This window comes from Streptomyces sp. AC512_CC834 (genome assembly GCF_019049325.1).
In the GTDB taxonomy this organism is placed as follows: domain Bacteria; phylum Actinomycetota; class Actinomycetes; order Streptomycetales; family Streptomycetaceae; genus Streptomyces.
The window spans coordinates 79,742-96,101 of sequence record NZ_JAGMUO010000006.1 but is presented as its reverse complement, the minus strand read 5'-3'; the positions used below and the strand labels follow the sequence as shown (position 1 = coordinate 96,101).

Below are 16,360 nucleotides of genomic sequence, written 5' to 3'. Positions count from 1 at the left end.
CGGTGGATAGAGTCGCGGGGTGGAGATCCCCCGCCTGCTCGACGGCCGGCTCAAGTTCCGGCACCTGGTCCTGATCGACGCGCTCTCGCGCCGGGGGAGCGTCGTCGGCGCCGCCGCCGAACTCCATGTGACACAGCCCGCCGCGACCCGCAGCCTGCACGAGCTGGAGGACATCCTCGGGGTGCCGCTGTTCGAGCGCGGCCCCCGGGGCATCACCCCGACGGTGTTCGGCGAGGCGTTCACCCGGCACGCACGGGCGGTCCTCGCCCAACTGGCGCAGGCGGGACGGCACGTGGTGGAACTGGCCGCCGCCGACCGCGGCACGGTGGTCGTCGGCACCCACCTGGCGGGCTCCAACGTGCTCCTGCCGCGGGCCATCGCCGCGCTCAAGAAGGAACGCCCCCATCTGACCGTGATCGTGCGGGAGGGGTCGCCCGAGGCGCTGCTGCTGGAACTGGAGGCGGGGCGCGTCGACCTCGTCGTGGGCCGGCTGACCGCACCCTCCGACGAGCGGATGGAACGCCGCAAGCTCTACGACGAGTCGGTGGAACCCGTGGTCCGGGCCACCCACCCGCTCGCGGGCCGGGGAGGGGTGGAGCTCGCGGAACTGGTCGAGCACCCGTGGATCCTGCCGGGGGCGGAGACCGTGCTGCGCCGGGAGGTCGAGGAGCTGTTCGGCCGTCACGGGTTCGCGCTGCCGCTGAACCGGGTGGAGACCACCTCGTTCCTCACCATGCGCCAGCTCCTGCTGGAGACCGACGTCGTCGCGGTGCTCCCCAGCCTGATCGTCCGGGACGACAACCGCCTGGTGCGGCTGTCGGTTCCGCTGGACCCGATCGGGCACAGCGTCGGGCTGACCCGGTCGGCCGCCCGGACGCTGAGCCCTTCCGCCGAGGCCCTCATCGAGAGCCTGGAGACCGTTGCCGGTGACATGGCCGCGCAGGCGGACGGTCAGCCGCGGTCCGCGCCGGACGGGCCGAGATAGCGTTCGGCGTTCCCGTAGGTGATCAGCCGCCGGTCGGCGTCGTCGAGGAACCGGCTCTTGCTGACCACCTGACCGACCGGACGCTCACCGAGCGGGTAGGGGTAGTCGCTGCCCACCATCACGCGGTCCGCGCCCACCGTGTCGACCAGCAGCCGCAGGGCACGCTCGTCGAAGACGACCGAGTCGACGTAGAAGCGGCCGAGGTAGTGGGACGGCGGGAACTGGGAGGTGCCGATGACGTCGTTGCGTCCGTGCCAGGCGTTCTCCATCCGGCCCAGCCAGAACGCGAACGATCCGCCGCCGTGCGCGAAGCAGATCTTCAGGCGCTCGTCGACGCGGTCGAAGACGCCGCCCAGGATCAGCGCCAGGATCGACAGGTGTGTCTCGGCGGGCATCGCCGTCAGCCACTGGGCCATCCAGCGGTCGAGCCGCGGGGAGGAGGCCATGTCCCACGGGTGCACGAACACCGGCACGTCCAGCGAGGCGCAGTGCTGGAGGAAGGTGACGACCCCTTCGCTGTCCAGGTCCTGGTCGCCGACGTGGTTGCCGATCTCGACCCCGCGGTGCCCGGCCGCGACACACCGCTCCAGCTCCCGGCAGGCCGCGTCCGGGTCCTGCAACGGCACCTGGCAGAACGGGATCAGCCGGTCCGGCGCGGGCTCGACGATCTCCAGTGCCAGATCGTTGAAGATCCGGGCGATGTTCGCCGCCTCCCGGCCGCTTCGCCCGTAGCTGAAGAAGGCCGGCGTCGGGGAGACGACCTGGGTGCGCACGCCGTCCGCGTCCATGTCCCGCAGCCGGACCTCGGCGTCCCAGCAGTCCGAGCGGATGCGCCGGAACTCCTTCGTCCCCATCATGATCACCGCGTCCGACTCGGTCTCGACCCGCAGCCACGGCGCGTCGGCCCCGCCGTCGGCCGTCAGGTCGGGCCAGCCCCGGGGAACGTAGTGGGTGTGGATGTCGATCACTGGGTCCACCGGTCAGCCCTTTCCCGGGTGGAGCGCGCCGCACTCGCGGCAGACCCGGGCGCGTTCGTTCTCGTAGAACTCGGTGAAGACCGGGGGCAGGTCCTTGACGATGTCCCTGACCTGGAGCTCGATCCCGTGGATCAGGGCGGAGCAGTTCTGGCAGTACCACTGGAACCGCTCCAGGGTGCCCTCCTCGCGGACCCGCTCGATGACCAGACCGATCGAGGCGGGGTCGGGGCGCTGCGGGGAGTGCGGGACGTTGCCGGGCAGCAGCCAGGCCTGGCCCTCCTTGATGTGCACGGTCCGCGGTCCGTCCCCGGTCATGAGGTTGACGTGCATGTCGCCCTTGACCTGGTAGAACCACTCCTCGTACGGCTCCTGGTGGAAGTCCGTGCGCTGGTTGGGGCCGCCCACGATCTGGACGATGAAGTCGTCGCCGAGGAACATGGTGCGGTTGTTCACCGGCGGCTTGAGCAGGTGCGCGTGCTCGTCGATCCAACCCTGGAAGTCGATGACCTCGGGAATGTCGGTCATGAGACCACCTCCGTGCTGTGCGATGCGGATGTACTGGGGCTGCCCGCGGCTCGGGACGTCCGGGGCAGGTGGGCGACGGCCTGGATCTCGATCAGCAGGTGCGGGTGCGGCAGTTGGTGCACCGCGACCGTCGTGCGGGCCGGGCCCCGTTCGTCGAAGAACTCGCCGTAGACTTCGTTGTATCCGCCGAAGTCGTTCATCGACACGAGGTACGAAGTGACCTGCGCGATGTCGTGGAGTTCGGCGCCCACGTCGGCGAGCATGTCCCGGATGTTCTCGATCACCGCGCGGGTCTGCGCGCGGATGTCGAGGTTCGTGGTGCCCATGGCGTCGACCTCGACACCCACGAACGTGTTGTCGGGCAGGCGCGAACTCGTGCCGGACACGAAGACCAGATCGCCGACGACCTTGAGGTGGGGGAAGCGGCCGCGCGGGACGGCCCGTCCCTGGAGAACACGTGCGTCGCTCATCCGACGACCCTCACTTCCACCGTGCCGAGCCCCGCGACCTCGCAGGCGGTGACGCCGGCGGTCAGCGGCACGGCGGCGGTCGCCGCACCGGCGAGCACCACCTGCCCGGCCCGCAGCGGGACGGCCCGGCGCCGGCACATGTCCAGCAGCGCGTGCAGGGCGCGCACCGGGTCGCCGAGGATCGCGGCGGTCGAGCCGACCACTTCCGTGCCACCGCAGACCAGCCGTACCGCCCGGTTGGGCACGCTCTGAAGGGGCCGCCAGGGACCGATGGCGTACGCCGAGGCCGACGTGTTGTCCGCGACGACGTCCTCGTAGGTGAACCGGAAGTCCCGGTAGCGGGAGTCGATGACCTCCAGCGCCGGGGCGAGAGCGTCCACGCAGGACTCGATGTCCGTGGTGGGGTCGTCCACGTCCACGTCGCGGCAGATCCGGTACGCCACCTCCGGCTCCACCTTCGGGTGGATGAAGCGCCCGAGGTCGAGATCACCGCCGTTCGGGACGCGCATCGCGTCGGTGAGCCGCCCGACGATCACGTCGGACACCCCCATCTGGGCCATCTTGGCCTTGCTGGTGAAGCCCAGCTTCACCCCGGTGACCCGCTCGCCGCGCGCCTCGCGGCGGGCCAGCAGCGCCGCCTGGATCGCGTACGCCTCGCCGATGCCGAACCGGTGCGTGCCGGCGAGACTCGGTGTGTCGGTGCGCGTCGTCTGCGCGGTGTCGAGCCGCTCCGCGAGGGCCTCGACGGTCTCGTCCGTGCTCATGCGGCGCTCCCTTCGGTGCCGGCCTGGCCGCGCGCGGCCAGGTCCAGCGCGATGTCGACGATCATGTCCTCCTGGCCACCGACCAGTTGCCGCCGCCCGACCTCCGTGAGGATCCGCCGGGTGTCGACCCCGTAGCGCCGGGACGCCCGTTCGGCGTGCAGCAGGAAGCTGGAGTACACCCCGGCGTAGCCGAGGGTCAGCGTCTCGCGGTCCACCCGCACCGGGCGCTCGCGCAGCGGGCGGATGACGTCGTCGGCGGCGTCCTGGAGGGCGAACAGGTCGCAGCCGTGTTCCCAGCCCAGCAGGTCCGCGACCGCGACGAACGGTTCCGCCGGGCAGTTCCCGGCCCCGGCGCCCTGCCCGGCCAGCGCCACGTCGACGCGATGGGCGCCGTGCTCGACGGCGGCCACACTGTTGGCGACCGAGAGCGAGAGGTTCTCGTGGGCGTGGATGCCGATCTGCGTGCTCTCGTCCAGCACCTGGCGGTAGGCGTCGATCCGCTCGGCGACGTCGCGCGTGGTGAGCCGCCCGCCGGAGTCGGTGACGTACACGCAGTGCGCGCCGTAGGACTCCATCAGGGCCGCCTGCTCGGCCAGGCGCGCGGGGGAGTTGAGGTGGCTCATCATCAGGAAGCCCGAGACGTCCATGCCGTGCTCCCTGGCCCACGCGATGTGCTGCGCGCTCACGTCGGCCTCGGTGCAGTGGGTGGCGACGCGGACGCTGCGCACTCCGAGGTCGTGGGCGCGGCGCAGGTGCTCGATGGTGCCGATGCCGGGAAGCAGCAGGGTGGTCAGCTTCGCGTGCTCCAGGACCTCCGCGGCGGCCTCGATCCACTCCTCGTCGCTGTGGGCACCGAAGCCGTAGTTGGCGCTCGATCCGCCGAGCCCGTCGCCGTGCGCGACCTCGATGGCCGCGACGCCCGCCCTGTCGAGCGCGGAGACGATCCGGCGCACCTGGTCGAGGGAGTACATGTGCCCCATGGCGTGCATGCCGTCCCGCAGGGTCACGTCCTGTACGTAGATCTTCACGCGTCCACCCATCCTCGGAGTACGGCGATCCGCTCCGCGGTCCTGACCGCGGCGGAGGTCATGATGTCCAGGTTTCCGGCGTAGTCGGGCAGGTAGTGGCCCGCGCCCAGCACCTCCAGGAACACCGAGACCCGCACTCCGGTGATCCGGCGGCCCAGCGCCGGGACCATGACGTCCTCGACGGGGTCGAACTGCACGTCCTGCTTGAGCCGGTAGCCGGGGACGTACTCCCGGACGTCGGCGGCCATCTCCCGTACGGAGCCGGCGATCCGCTCCCGCGTCCCCGCGTCCACCGCGCCCTCGACGAGGCAGTACACGGTGTCGCGCATGACGAGGGGCGGCTCGGCCGGGTTGAGGACGATGATCGCCTTGCCCACCGGGGCGCCGCCGACGACGCGGATGGCCTCGCCGGTGGTCTCGGTGAACTCGTCGATGTTCGCCCGGGTGCCGGGACCGGCCGACCTCGACGCGATGGACGCGACGATCTCGCCGTAGGCGACCGGGGCGATCCGGGAGACGGCGGCGACGACGGGGATGGTCGCCTGGCCGCCGCAGGTCACCATGTTGACGTTCGGCGCGTCCAGATGCTCTTCCAGGTTGACCGGGGGAACGACGAAGGGGCCGAGTGCGGCCGGGGTCAGGTCGATCATCAGCTTGCCGTGGTGCCGGGCGATCTCGGCGTTGCGGACGTGGGCCTTGGCGGAGGTCGCGTCGAACATCACCTTGATGCCGGCGAACTCGTCCATCTCCACGAGGCCGTCGATGCCGCCCGCGGTGGTGGCGACCTTGAGACGTCCGGCCCGGGCGAGACCGTCGGACGCCGGGTCGATACCGGCCATGGCGCCCATCCGCAGGGTCTTGGACAGCCGCATCACCTTGATCATCAGGTCGGTGCCGATGTTGCCGGAGCCGATGACGGCGACGGGGACGGTGCCGGTCGCGGTCGGGGTCGCGGGCGGGGTCGGGGTCGGGGCCGGGTGCGTGCCGCCCGGTCCGGTGGTTGCTGGACTCACTTGGTTCCCTCCTCGACGACTGCTTCCACTTCTCCCAGCCCGTCCAGCTCCAGCCGGAACCGCCCCGGCCCGGTGACCGGGACCATCGGGCCGAGCGCACCGGACATCACCACGTCCCCGGCGGCCAGCGGCTGCTCGCGCCGGACCAGTTCGCGGGCCAGCCAGGCCACCGCGACGACCGGTGAGCCGAGGCAGGCGTGCCCCGCGCCGTGGGCGACCGGTTCGCCGTCCCGGCGCAGCGTCATGCCGACCCGGGCCAGGTCCCGGCCCGTGACCGGGTGCGGGGTGGTGCCGAGGACGACCGCGCCACCGGACGCGTTGTCCGCGACGGTGTCGGTGATGGCCAGGTCCCAGCCCGCGATCCGGGAGTCGACGATCTCGATGGCGGGCAGCACGAACTCGGTGGCGCGCAGCACGTCGGCGACGGACGCGCCGGGCCGGTCGAGGTCACGGCCGAGGACGAACGCGATCTCCCCCTCCGCGCGCGGCTGGAGGAACCGGGCGAGCGGCAGCGGCCCGGTGTGCGCGTACAGCATGTCGTCGTGGAGCACGCCGAAGTCCGGCTGGAAGACACCGAACTGCTGCTGTACGACGGGGGCGGTGAGTCCGATCTTGGCGCCCGCCCGGCGCGCACCGGCCGCGACGCGCGCCTGGGCCACGCGGCGCTGCACCTCGTAGGCGGCGTCGATGTCGTTCGCACCGAGGTACTGACGGACCGGGGCACAGGGGGTGCGGGTGGCGGCCGCGGTGGTGAGGGACTCGACGGCGGCCTCGATCGGCCGGTCGGACACGGCACTCACGGGCCGCGGACGAGTGGGGCTCTCGGGCTTCGGGTGTTCGCTCACAGTTGGACGCACACATTCGTCGGTTCGGTGTAGAAGTGCAGGGACGACTCGCCGCCCTCGCGCCCGAGGCCGGAGAGCCCGACGCCGCCGAAGGGGGAGCGCAGGTCGCGCAGGAACCAGGTGTTGACCCAGGCCATGCCCACGTTCATCGCCTGCGCCACCCGGTGGCCGCGGCGCAGGTCGTTGGTCCACACGGAGGCGGCGAGGCCGTAGTCGGTGTCGTTGGCGAGCTCGATCGCCTGCTCCTCGGTGTCGAAGGGGATGAGGGCGGCCACCGGTCCGAAGATCTCCTCGCGTACGACCCGGTCGGCGTTGGTCAGCCCGGTCCACAGCGTGGGCTCGATCCAGGACCCGCCGTCGAAACCCGCGCCCAGGGCCGGTACGTGACCGCCGGTGAGGACGGTGGCGCCGGCCTGTTCGGCCAGGTCGAAGTAGCCCAGCACCTTGTCGCGGTGGGCGTGGGAGATCAGCGGACCGGTGGTGGTCGCCTCGGACAGCGGGTCTCCGAGCCGCAGGCGTTCGGCGCGTTGCACGAGTCCGCTCGCGATGTCGTCGAAGACGGACCGCTGTACGTAGACCCGCTCGGTGCACAGGCAGACCTGACCGGTGTTGGTGAACACCGACTTGCTCAGGCCGGTCACCGCTTCGTCGATGTCGACGTCGTCGAAGACGATCGCGGCGTTCTTGCCGCCGAGTTCGAAGGAGACCGGCCGTACCCGCGGCGCGACCGTCCGCATGACCTGCGCCCCGGTGGCGGACGACCCGGTGAAGGTCACCCCGTCGATCCCGGGGTGGGCCGTCAGGTGCGCACCGGCGGAGCCGCCGCCGAAGCCGTGGACGACGTTGTACGCCCCGGCCGGCAGGCCCACCTCGGCGAGTACCTCGGCGAGCAGGGTGGCCGTGGCCGGTGTCTCCTCGCTGGGCTTGACGACCACGGCGTTGCCGCAGGCCAGCGCCGGCGCGACCTTCCAGGTGAGCAGGAGCAGCGGCAGGTTCCACGGCACGACGATCGCGACCACGCCCAGGGGCTTGCGGACCGCGTAGTTGAGGGCGTGCTTCCCGCCCGCCAGATCGGTCAGGAATGATTCCTGGCCCGCGGCGGCGACCACGTCGGCGAAGGCGCGGAAGTTCGCGACGGCGCGGGCGACATCGAGTTCGCGTGCCTGGGTGACCGGTTTGCCGGTGTCGGCGATCTCGGCGGCGACGAACTCCTCGAACCGCTCCTCGATCCGGTCGGCCGCACGGCGCAGCAGCTCGGTCCGCTCACGTACCGCCGTGTGGGGCCATCCCTCGCGCAGTGCGCGACGTGCCGCCGTCACCGCCCGGTCCACCAGCGCCTCGTCCGCCTCGTGGACGCGGGCGCGGACGAGGCCGGTGGCCGGATCGGTCTTGTCGAAGCCGCGGTCGCCGTCGTCGGGGTCGACGAACCGTCCGTCGACGAAGTTTCGGATCCACCGCCCAGTTTCTGCCGTCATGCCTCTCACTCTGGGAGGCAAGCCTATGCCCCACAAATCAACTTCTCGTCCGTTCGCATGCCCATGTTGGTATATCTCCGCTCCGGCTTCGGGGGGGGTGGCCGAAATCGAGATCGAGCTATACCCGGACTGCTATGGCGTGCTGCCTGTTCGGCATTTGTGCGTCATGTCTCAGGGGGCCAGGATCCACCGTTAACGCGTCATGGACACCGGCCGTCGCAGCGGCCCGTGCGGAGCGAACCCCCGCAGTCACCGAGTGATAGGTCATCCCATGAGCAACTCACCCCAAGAAGACGGCACGGGCGGAGGCCGGAGCGCGGCGGGAAGAACGGCCGTCGCGACGCTGGCCGGCACCACGCTCGAGTGGTACGACTTCTTCCTCTACGGCACCGCGGCCGCGCTCATCTTCGACAAGCAGTTCTTCCCCTCGCTGAGTTCCGGGGCGGGCACCCTCGCGGCGTTCGGTACGTTCGCCGTCGGATTCATCGCCCGGCCGCTCGGCGGTCTCGTCTTCGGACACTTCGGCGACCGCATCGGACGCAAGGCGACGCTCGTGGTCTCGCTCCTGCTGATGGGCATCGGATCCACGCTCATCGGCGCCGTCCCGAACTACGACGCGATCGGGTTCTGGGCGCCGGTGCTGCTGGTGCTGCTCCGCATCGTCCAGGGCATCGGCCTCGGCGGCGAGGGCGCCGGCGCGACCCTGATGTCGATGGAGCACGCCCCCGCGGGCAAACGAAACCTGTACGCGGGCTTCCCGCAGATGGGAACCCCCGCCGGACTGGTCCTGGCCAACGTCGTCTTCCTCACCGCCAACTCCGTGGCCGGAGACCACGCCTTCACCTCGTGGGCCTGGCGCATCCCCTTCCTGCTGAGCTTCGTGCTGGTCGCGGTGGGGCTGGTGGTCCGGCTGCGGGTCACCGAGTCGCCGTCCTTCAGCCGTGCCGTCGAGCAGGACGAGGTGGTCAAGTTCCCGCTGGCGGAAGCGCTCAAGGTCGGATACCGACGCCTCGGCCTCACCCTGCTCGCGGTGGTCGCGAACTCCGCCGTGGCGTACGTGTTCCTGGTGTTCACCCTGTCGTACGGAACCAAGGAACTCGACTACAGGAAGAAGTTCCTCATCCTCGGCGTGACCGCGGCGTCCGTGATCTGGTTCGCGACCATCCCGTTCTGGACGAAGGTCGCCGACCGCTACGGCCGCAGGACCATGTTCATCGGCGGCTCCGTAGCCATCCTGGCGTGGTGCGTGGCCTTCTTCCCGCTGCTCGACACGAACAGGTCCCTGCTCGCCCTGCTGGCCCTGGTCGGCATGGGGATCATCATCCCGGTGACGCACTGCGTACAGGGCGCCATCATCGCCGACACCTTCCCCATCCACGTCCGGTACTCGGGCTCCTCGCTGATCCTCCAGCTCGGCGCCATCCTCGGCGGCGGGCTCGCTCCGCTGATCTCCACCGCGCTGCTGGACGCCGGCGGTTCGTCGACCGGCGTGACGTGGTATCTCATAGGCATCTGCGCCGTCAGCCTGATCGGGGCGGTCGCACTGTTCCGTCTGGTCCCGGAGAACACACCTGAACCGGCGGCAGAACCCCCGGCGCAGGCCGTGGCCCGCACCTGAATCCCCGCACGGAGGCCGCACATGACCCATCCCACGCACGCGGTGGTGCGCACCGGGCCCGTCCGTTACGCCACCGCGGCACGCTTCGCCCCGCCCCGCCCGGTGGCGGCCGACGACCACCGTCCGCCGAGCGGCGAGATCTGCCCCCAGCTTCCCTCCCGCCTCGACGCGGTGATGGGAGCCCCGCACGACACCCGTCCGCAGGGCGAGGACTGCCTCAACCTGACCGTCACCACCCCGGCCCTGGACGACGCCGCCCGCCCGGTCCTCGTGTGGTTCCACGGCGGCGGCTTCAGCAGCGGCGCGGGCCTCATGGACTGGTACGACGGCGGGGCACTCGCCGCCCAGGGCGACGTGGTCGTCGTCGGCGTCAACTACCGCCTGGGAGCCCTCGGATACCTCTGCCTGGACGGGGTCAGCGACGGCAACCTCGGCCTGTACGACCAGCTCGAAGCGCTGCGCTGGGTGCGCGAGCACATCGCCGCCTACGGAGGTGACCCCGGCGAGGTCACGGTCTTCGGCCAGTCCGCGGGCGCTCTCTCCATCCGCCTGCTGCTGGAGACGCGGGAGGCGCGAGGGCTCGTGCGCAGGGCGATTCTCCAGAGCCCGCCGCTGTCCGTCACGGCCCGCCCCCGTGCGGACTCCGAGGCCCTGGGCCGCGTCTTCGCCGGCCTGCTGGCCGGGGACCCCCGCACCGCGGGCGTCCCCGCGATCCTGGCGGCCCAACGGGAGACCGCGAGGGCCAACCTGCGACGCTCCGGAAGCACACTGGAACCCCCCTTCCTCCCGGTCGGGTTCCCCGGAGCCGGGGGCGGGGAGGAGGCCGCCGCCACCGTACGGGGCCTGGACGTCATGTACGGCTGGAACGCCGACGACATGACCGCCTTCCCGGGGGAGGGCGACGACGCGACGGAACTGACCCGCCGCGTGTACGAGGAGCCGCTGGCACACTACGGGGCCGAGCTGGCGCGGGCCGGGGCCCGGGTCCACACGTACCGGCTCGACTGGCGCCCGGCCGGCTCCCCCTTCGGCGCGACCCACTGCCTCGAACTGCCCCTGCTGCTGGGCACCCGGCAAGCGTGGCGGTCGTCGCCGATGCTGGGCCGGGAGCCCTGGGCCGAGGTGGACGCCCTGGGCAAGGCCGTGCGCGCGGCCTGGATCGCCTTCGCCCGCACCGGCACACCCGGCCCGACACCGGCCCCGCTGGTCTGCGGACGGGGACCCGAACCGACCTGATGACGATGACGATGACGATGACGGGGACCGACCGGGGACGGCGACGCGTGCCCGAGGCGAGTCGAGGCGGGATCGGCGCGGAGTGACCGCGTGAGCTGTCGCCGAGGTGCTCCGGACGCAGAACGCCGGCGGTCGCGAAGCCAGGTGGACGAGCAGGCCCGTCCCCGCCTCCCGGGCCTTGTCCGGCGAGCGGCCCACGATGGCCACTTGGTGTCCCTCGCGCGCCGGTTGACGGGCGGCCGCCAGGACGATTCCGTCACTCGCACCGGTGACGACGATGGGGTCTTGGGCACGTTCTGGTCCTTGCCCGGCCGTGCGCAGGTGACCGGCCAGGCGCACCGGGTCGATGTCGTCCCGGCCGGCGGGCTCATGGGCGGTCACACTGTGAAGCGACTGCTTCGACGAGACGGTCAGTGCGCCCGGCAGCACGTCGTGCACCCAGGCCGGGCAGACGGTAGTGGCCCCCGGCAGGGGCCTCGGAGGCCGCGTGCCGGACGAGGAACCGTCCGGTGACCGAGGCGTCCGCCAGGCGCAACAGCTCTTGGCGCGTCAGACGCTGGACGTCGGCGAGAAGACCGATGCCCATGTCCAGGCGCCCTCCGTCGGCGGCAGCGTACGTCGGCATCGTCCTGACCGCCGCGGGCAGTTCGGCCGGCCGGGCCCGGACGACTCTGCGGACCGCTTCCGGTACCCGCGCGCACGGCCCGGTGCGCTGCCGGGGCGGAAGCTTCAGCAGCTCGCCCAGGACGGACGGGTTGCCCTCGCTGCGAAGGCACGTTCCCGGCTCGTGGAGCGGGAACCGTCCTCGCCACGCGCCGCGAGGATCTCGGCCACATCGTCGGCGTTCAGCGCGTCCAGCCGCAACCAGGCCGTGCCGAGTCGGACCAGTTCCGCGAGCAGACCGCTGATCGTGGGGGGCTCCTCGTCGCGCAGGGCGCACGCCACGACGACCGGAGTGGCCCGCAGCAGTCTGGCGAGCCGGCACAGCCGGTGGTGAAAATCGGACGCCGCCCGGTCGGGGTCGTCGATCACACAGAGGGTGGGCACGCGGGCGATCTGCCGGACGAGCGTGCTGAGTACGTCCTGGCCGGGTCCTTCCCGCGTGACTGTGCCCGGGCCGGGCCGGGCCGGGCCGGCGCGGTGCCGCTGCCGCCCAGGGCATGCCCTCCGCCGGCCCGGGCAACGGTGGAACCGGCCTCGGTGGCCTGCGCGGCGAACTCGTCCAGCAGCCGGGTCTTGACCGGTCCGGGCTCACCCGAGACCACGGCCCACCGCGCGTGTCCGACCGCCGCGTCCCGCAGCAGTGCACCCAGCTGTGCCATCTCCTTTCCCCGGCCCACCAGCGGTGCCCCGGCCACCGGGGGGGGCCAGTGCTGTGGACGGCCGTGGCGACCGGGGAAGCCCGAGGGTGCCGGTGTCGTGCCGCAGGATGGCGATGTGCAGGTCCCGCAGCCGGGGCTCGGGTCGAGGCCCAGCTCACGGGCCGGCATGGCGCGGAGGCGGTCGTACTGACGCAGCGCCTCCACCGGCCGCCCGGCGGCGTAGAGGGCGCGCATCAGCAGGGACCAGGAGACCTCGCGCAGGGGAGCGTGGACGGTGAGCTGCTCGGCGACGTTCACGGCGGGCAAGAGGTCGCCCCGGCCGTCCCGCGGGCGAAGGGCTGCTCGGCGGCTTCACCGAGAGCGGGACCCCGCCACAGGCCGAGGGCGGCCATGTCTGTCTCGGTCCGCGCGAGGCGCAGTTGTTCCCGTGCGAGCGCGTCACGGGCCCGGACCACGTGCGTCTCGAGGGCGGTGACTTCCCGCGCTTCCCTCGGCACGGACAGCGCGTAGCCGGAGGAAGTGCTGACCAGCACGGACGACCCGCCCTTGCGGATCGGGGAGCAGGCGAGTGAGCAGCAGCCGACGTTGCCGCGGTCCCAGGTCGAGCGATTCCCCGCCGTGCCGGACCACGACAGGCCCCCAGCACGCCGTACCACATCGTGTGGTCGCGTTTCCTGCGTGGTGTCCGGGTCGCGACTCCCGGGACGACAAGTGGTGTGTCTCGAACGGCGAACAACTCATGCAAGGTCTGCGCAACACCGCGGGGTTGTGTTGAACGGACACCCCGGACCGGCGTTGTCATGTTGCCGCCCCGTCGGCCGGAATCCGGCGGCGGAGGTCCTGAAGCATGGACATCATCGACATGCGGAAGATCTCGGCCTGATGCGGACCGATGAACGAGGTGTGCCCGAACACCTCCAGGACGACCAGGCCGTGCATGTGTCCCCAGGCGCTGATCAGGATGGGCACCGCGGGAGAGGGCATGCCGCCGAGAGCGTCCGGCGACAGGAACTGCTCCAGGTGCCGCTTCAGCCCGGGTGAGAGGGCGGCAGTGTCGGCTGCGGCGAGTTGCTCCGGGGTGAAGCCCCTGAACAGCTCGTTCTTGAAGATCCCGCTCATCCGGCGGACCGCCCGGGTGCTGGAACCCTCCGCGGGGGCCGAGTAGTGGCGCAGGGGTGCTCCGTAGATGAGCTGGAACAGCTCCGGATGGTCGACCGCCCACTGCCGGTAACTCTCGGCCGCGACGACCATCCGGGGCACGTCACCGACCCCGGCGTCCTGGGGGGCTGTGTCGACAGCGTGCTGGACGGCGTCGGCCAGTGCCTCGTGCGCCTTGGTGACCAGGGCGGTGACGAGGTCGTCCCGGCTCGGGAAGTAGTGGTAGAGGGCCTGCACGGTCATGCCGAGGCTTCTGGCGACCGCCCTCAGCGACAGGGCGGCCGGCCCGTTCTCCGCGATCTGGTCGTCGGCGGCGGCCAGGATCTCCTTGACGGCGGCGGCCCAACGCCGTTCACGCAGGGTCAGGGGGACGCCGGCTGGTTCGTCTCCGTTCATGATCCTGACCGTACGACGCTTCCTTCACGCCGACAAGGAGATAGAAGATCGCCAAGTTTACCTGACACTGTCAGGTGAGCGGTGCCGGCCGCGCAGGGGCGGGAACCTGAAGTTCTCTCATCGGGGGGCGAACATACGAACCGGCGGGCTCGCGGCAGACACCTGCCGTCGAGCCCGCCCGCACGTCGGGGGCCGGGTGGTCAGACCTCCGTCGAGGCCTTCGCGTACGAGGGCTCCGCCGGGGATACCGGCGTGGGTTCGGGGCCGCCCTCGCTCAGGCCGATCCGTCCGTGCAGCTTCTTCAGGAAGGGCGGCGCGTACCAGGCCGAGCCGCCGAGCAGGCGCATCGCGGCCGGGACCAGGACGCCGCGCACGGCGATGGCGTCGATGAGGATGGCCAGTCCGCTGCCGAGGCCGAACATCTGCATGAAGGTGATCTTGGCCGTGCCGAAGGCGAAGAAGCTCACGGCGAGCAGGAGGGCCGCCGCGGAGACGATGCGTCCCGTGTGCCCGAGGCCGTTGGCCACGGCGGACTCGTTGTCCTCGCCCTGGTCGTGGAGCTCCTTGATCCGGCTGGTGACGAACACCTCGTAGTCCATCGAGAGGCCGAAGGCGATGCAGAACATCAGCACCGTCATCGACACCTCCATGGGCTGCGCCGTGAAACCGAGGAGGGAGGAGAGGTTGCCGTCCTGGAAGATCCAGGTCATGACGCCCAGGGTCGCGCCCAGGCTGATCATGTTGAGTGCCAGCGCACGCAGCGGCTGCACGATGCTGCCGGTGAACAGGAAGAGCAGGACGAAGGTGGTGAGGACGACCAGGGCGATGGCGATCGGCAGTTGGCCGCTGATGGAGTCCTTCGCGTCGACCAGTTCGGCGTCGGTTCCGCCCACCAGGGGATTTGTCCCCTCGGGCGCCGTCACTGCCCGTACGTCACCGACCAGGGCCTCGGCCTCGTCCGACTTCGGGGTCAGGTCGCTGACCACGTTGATCCGCTGAGCGTCGGGGCGGCCGAGCGCGGGGTTGCCCGGACCGGTCGGCGCGGACCCTGAGCCGGTGTGGGTTCCCGCGCTCGTCTCGACCCGGATGACGCCGTCGAGGGCGGCCAGTTCACCGGCGTACGAGGTCAGCCCGTCCTTGGCCACGGCCTTGTCGATGACGATGTGGAGGGCCGCCGCGTCGTTGCCGTTGAAGTTCTCGCCGAGCATCGCGGTGACCTGGCGGCTTTCGGCGTTCTCCGGCAGAACCCGTTCGTCGGGCGTGCCGAAGGTGATGCCGATCAGCGGGGCGGCCGCCACCAGCAGGACCGCGAGCACGGGCAGCGCGGTGAGCGCGGGCCGCCGCATCACGGTACGGGCCATGCGCCCCCACATGGACCCCTGGACGCTGGGCTGCTGCCGCTTGGCCCACGGCATCCGGCCCTTGTTGACACGGTGTCCCAGGACGACGAACAGTGCGGGCATCACGAACAGGGTGCTGATGGCCGCGATGGCGACGACTCCGACGCCGGCGTAGCCGAAGGAGCGCAGGAAGTACTGCGGGAAGACCAGGAGGGAGGCGAGCGCGGCCGCCACCGTCGCGGCGGAGAACGCGACCGTGCGGCCCGCGGTGCTCACCGTCCGGCGGACGGCGTCGTCCACGGACGCCCCGGACGCGAGCTGTTCACGGAACCGGCTGGTCATCAACAGCGCGTAGTCGATGCCCAGTCCGAGGCCCAGGGCGGTGACGAGGTTGGTCGCGGTGTTGGAGACCTCGGTGATGCCGCCGAGGATGGACAACTGGGCGAAGGCACCGGCGATGGCGATGACCGCGATGGCCAGCGGCAGCAGGGCGGAGACGACGCTGCCGAAGACGAACAGGAGCAGCACCAGGGTCAGGGGAATGGCGATGGACTCCGCCAGCACCAGGTCCGAGACCACCTGCGTCGATATGTCGGCGCTCACCGCGGTGCCGCCGCCGGCCTCGACCTCGAGCGTGCCCTCGTAGGTCCCGGAGTAGGTGTCGATGACACTCTTGGCGTTGTCCTGCAACGCCGTCTCCTCGCCCTTCACATGGGCGAGGACCAGAGCCTGGTTGCCGTCCTCGGAGCGGAGGTCGGCGAGGTTCGTGTCCCAGTAGGAGTACACGTTCGAGAGGTTCTTCTCGCCCTTGAGATCGGCGACCAGGGCCTGTCCGCTCTGTTCGGCGGCCGCAGTGTCGACAGGGCCGTCGGGGGAGCTGACCAGCAGGACGAGGTTCGTCTCTCCGCCGAACTTCTCGTCGATGACCTCGACCGCCCGGCTGGACTGGGAGTTCGGGTCGTCGAAGCCGCCCGGCAGCAGCTTGGTGAACGCGCCGCCGCCCACGAATCCCATGAGGGCCACGGCCACGACGGCGACGACGAGTACCAGCCGGGACCGGCGGATCGCCAGCTCGGCTACGCGTTCAAACACGAGATCTCCTCTGCTTGCACCTGGACGGAATGAAATGAGGGCGCTGTCGCACTCCTCATCGCCGTGAGTGACGGTAGTCAAGGAGAGGAAGATTTAGCAGTATGAAGTTTATTTAA

The 16,360-nt window shown here is 71.0% G+C and carries 16 protein-coding genes; 3 read left to right on the top strand and 13 right to left on the bottom strand.

Features of this window, described 5'->3' with window-relative positions:
• The first annotated feature begins 19 nt into the window (after nt 1-19).
• Nucleotides 20-985: a LysR substrate-binding domain-containing protein gene (locus KUM40_RS00485; protein ID WP_217161566.1), complete on the top strand. Its 966-nt coding sequence runs from the start codon at nt 20-22 to the stop codon at nt 983-985.
• On the opposite strand, the gene KUM40_RS00480 is transcribed toward KUM40_RS00485, so the two are convergent.
• The 8 genes from KUM40_RS00480 to KUM40_RS00445 are packed head-to-tail and all read right to left on the bottom strand — an operon-like array spanning nt 952 to nt 8,082.
• Nucleotides 952-1,962 (bottom strand): amidohydrolase family protein, encoded by a 1,011-nt coding sequence (locus KUM40_RS00480; RefSeq protein WP_217161564.1) that lies wholly within the window; start codon nt 1,960-1,962, stop codon nt 952-954. The genes KUM40_RS00485 and KUM40_RS00480 overlap by 34 nt on opposite strands.
• A 3-nt stretch (nt 1,963-1,965) precedes the next feature.
• On the bottom strand, nt 1,966-2,487 hold the full coding sequence (locus tag KUM40_RS00475; protein ID WP_217161562.1) for a 3-hydroxyanthranilate 3,4-dioxygenase: 522 nt from the start codon (nt 2,485-2,487) through the stop codon (nt 1,966-1,968).
• A complete protein-coding gene (locus KUM40_RS00470; protein WP_217161561.1) occupies nt 2,484-2,957 on the bottom strand; it encodes a RidA family protein in 474 nt (157 codons plus the stop codon). Before KUM40_RS00470 ends, KUM40_RS00475 begins: the two co-directional genes overlap by 4 nt.
• Entirely contained in the window at nt 2,954-3,721 is a 768-nt protein-coding gene (locus KUM40_RS00465; protein WP_217161558.1) for a 2-keto-4-pentenoate hydratase, read from the bottom strand. Before KUM40_RS00465 ends, KUM40_RS00470 begins: the two co-directional genes overlap by 4 nt.
• Nucleotides 3,718-4,749, bottom strand: coding sequence for a 4-hydroxy-2-oxovalerate aldolase (dmpG, locus tag KUM40_RS00460; RefSeq protein ID WP_308401018.1), 1,032 nt, complete (start codon nt 4,747-4,749; stop codon nt 3,718-3,720). The genes KUM40_RS00465 and dmpG overlap by 4 nt, the downstream gene beginning before the upstream one ends.
• On the bottom strand, nt 4,746-5,762 hold the full coding sequence (locus KUM40_RS00455) for an acetaldehyde dehydrogenase (acetylating) (RefSeq protein ID WP_217161555.1): 1,017 nt from the start codon (nt 5,760-5,762) through the stop codon (nt 4,746-4,748). The genes dmpG and KUM40_RS00455 overlap by 4 nt, the downstream gene beginning before the upstream one ends.
• The gene (locus KUM40_RS00450; protein ID WP_308401017.1) at nt 5,759-6,553 is read right to left on the bottom strand and encodes a fumarylacetoacetate hydrolase family protein; all 795 of its coding nucleotides are present in this window, start codon (nt 6,551-6,553) and stop codon (nt 5,759-5,761) included. The genes KUM40_RS00455 and KUM40_RS00450 overlap by 4 nt, the downstream gene beginning before the upstream one ends.
• Nucleotides 6,554-6,603: 50 nt before the next feature.
• Complete coding sequence (locus tag KUM40_RS00445) at nt 6,604-8,082, bottom strand: 2-hydroxymuconic semialdehyde dehydrogenase (RefSeq protein WP_217161547.1); 1,479 nt, start codon at nt 8,080-8,082, stop codon at nt 6,604-6,606.
• A gap of 271 nt (nt 8,083-8,353) precedes the next feature.
• Here KUM40_RS00445 and KUM40_RS00440 point away from each other — a divergent pair, with 271 nt between their 5' ends.
• On the top strand, nt 8,354-9,700 hold the full coding sequence (locus KUM40_RS00440) for an MFS transporter (RefSeq protein WP_217161545.1): 1,347 nt from the start codon (nt 8,354-8,356) through the stop codon (nt 9,698-9,700).
• A 21-nt stretch (nt 9,701-9,721) separates the two neighbouring features.
• On the top strand, nt 9,722-10,936 hold the full coding sequence (locus tag KUM40_RS00435) for a carboxylesterase family protein (RefSeq protein WP_217161543.1): 1,215 nt from the start codon (nt 9,722-9,724) through the stop codon (nt 10,934-10,936).
• Between the two features lie 729 nt (nt 10,937-11,665).
• On the opposite strand, the gene KUM40_RS00430 is transcribed toward KUM40_RS00435, so the two are convergent.
• The 5 genes from KUM40_RS00430 to KUM40_RS00410 all read right to left on the bottom strand — a co-directional run bounded on the left by KUM40_RS00430 (nt 11,666) and on the right by KUM40_RS00410 (nt 16,244).
• Nucleotides 11,666-11,983, bottom strand: a complete 318-nt coding sequence (locus KUM40_RS00430; RefSeq protein ID WP_217161541.1) for a hypothetical protein — start codon at nt 11,981-11,983, stop codon at nt 11,666-11,668.
• Nucleotides 11,965-12,555, bottom strand: a complete 591-nt coding sequence (locus KUM40_RS00425; protein ID WP_308401020.1) for a BTAD domain-containing putative transcriptional regulator — start codon at nt 12,553-12,555, stop codon at nt 11,965-11,967. The genes KUM40_RS00430 and KUM40_RS00425 overlap by 19 nt, the downstream gene beginning before the upstream one ends.
• Nucleotides 12,552-12,791, bottom strand: coding sequence for a BTAD domain-containing putative transcriptional regulator (locus tag KUM40_RS00420; protein ID WP_217161537.1), 240 nt, complete (start codon nt 12,789-12,791; stop codon nt 12,552-12,554). The genes KUM40_RS00425 and KUM40_RS00420 overlap by 4 nt, the downstream gene beginning before the upstream one ends.
• Nucleotides 12,792-13,056: 265 nt before the next feature.
• Nucleotides 13,057-13,812: a TetR/AcrR family transcriptional regulator gene (locus tag KUM40_RS00415; RefSeq protein WP_217161535.1), complete on the bottom strand. Its 756-nt coding sequence runs from the start codon at nt 13,810-13,812 to the stop codon at nt 13,057-13,059.
• Between the two features lie 200 nt (nt 13,813-14,012).
• On the bottom strand, nt 14,013-16,244 hold the full coding sequence (locus tag KUM40_RS00410) for an MMPL family transporter (protein WP_217161534.1): 2,232 nt from the start codon (nt 16,242-16,244) through the stop codon (nt 14,013-14,015).
• Nucleotides 16,245-16,360: the final 116 nt, after the last annotated feature.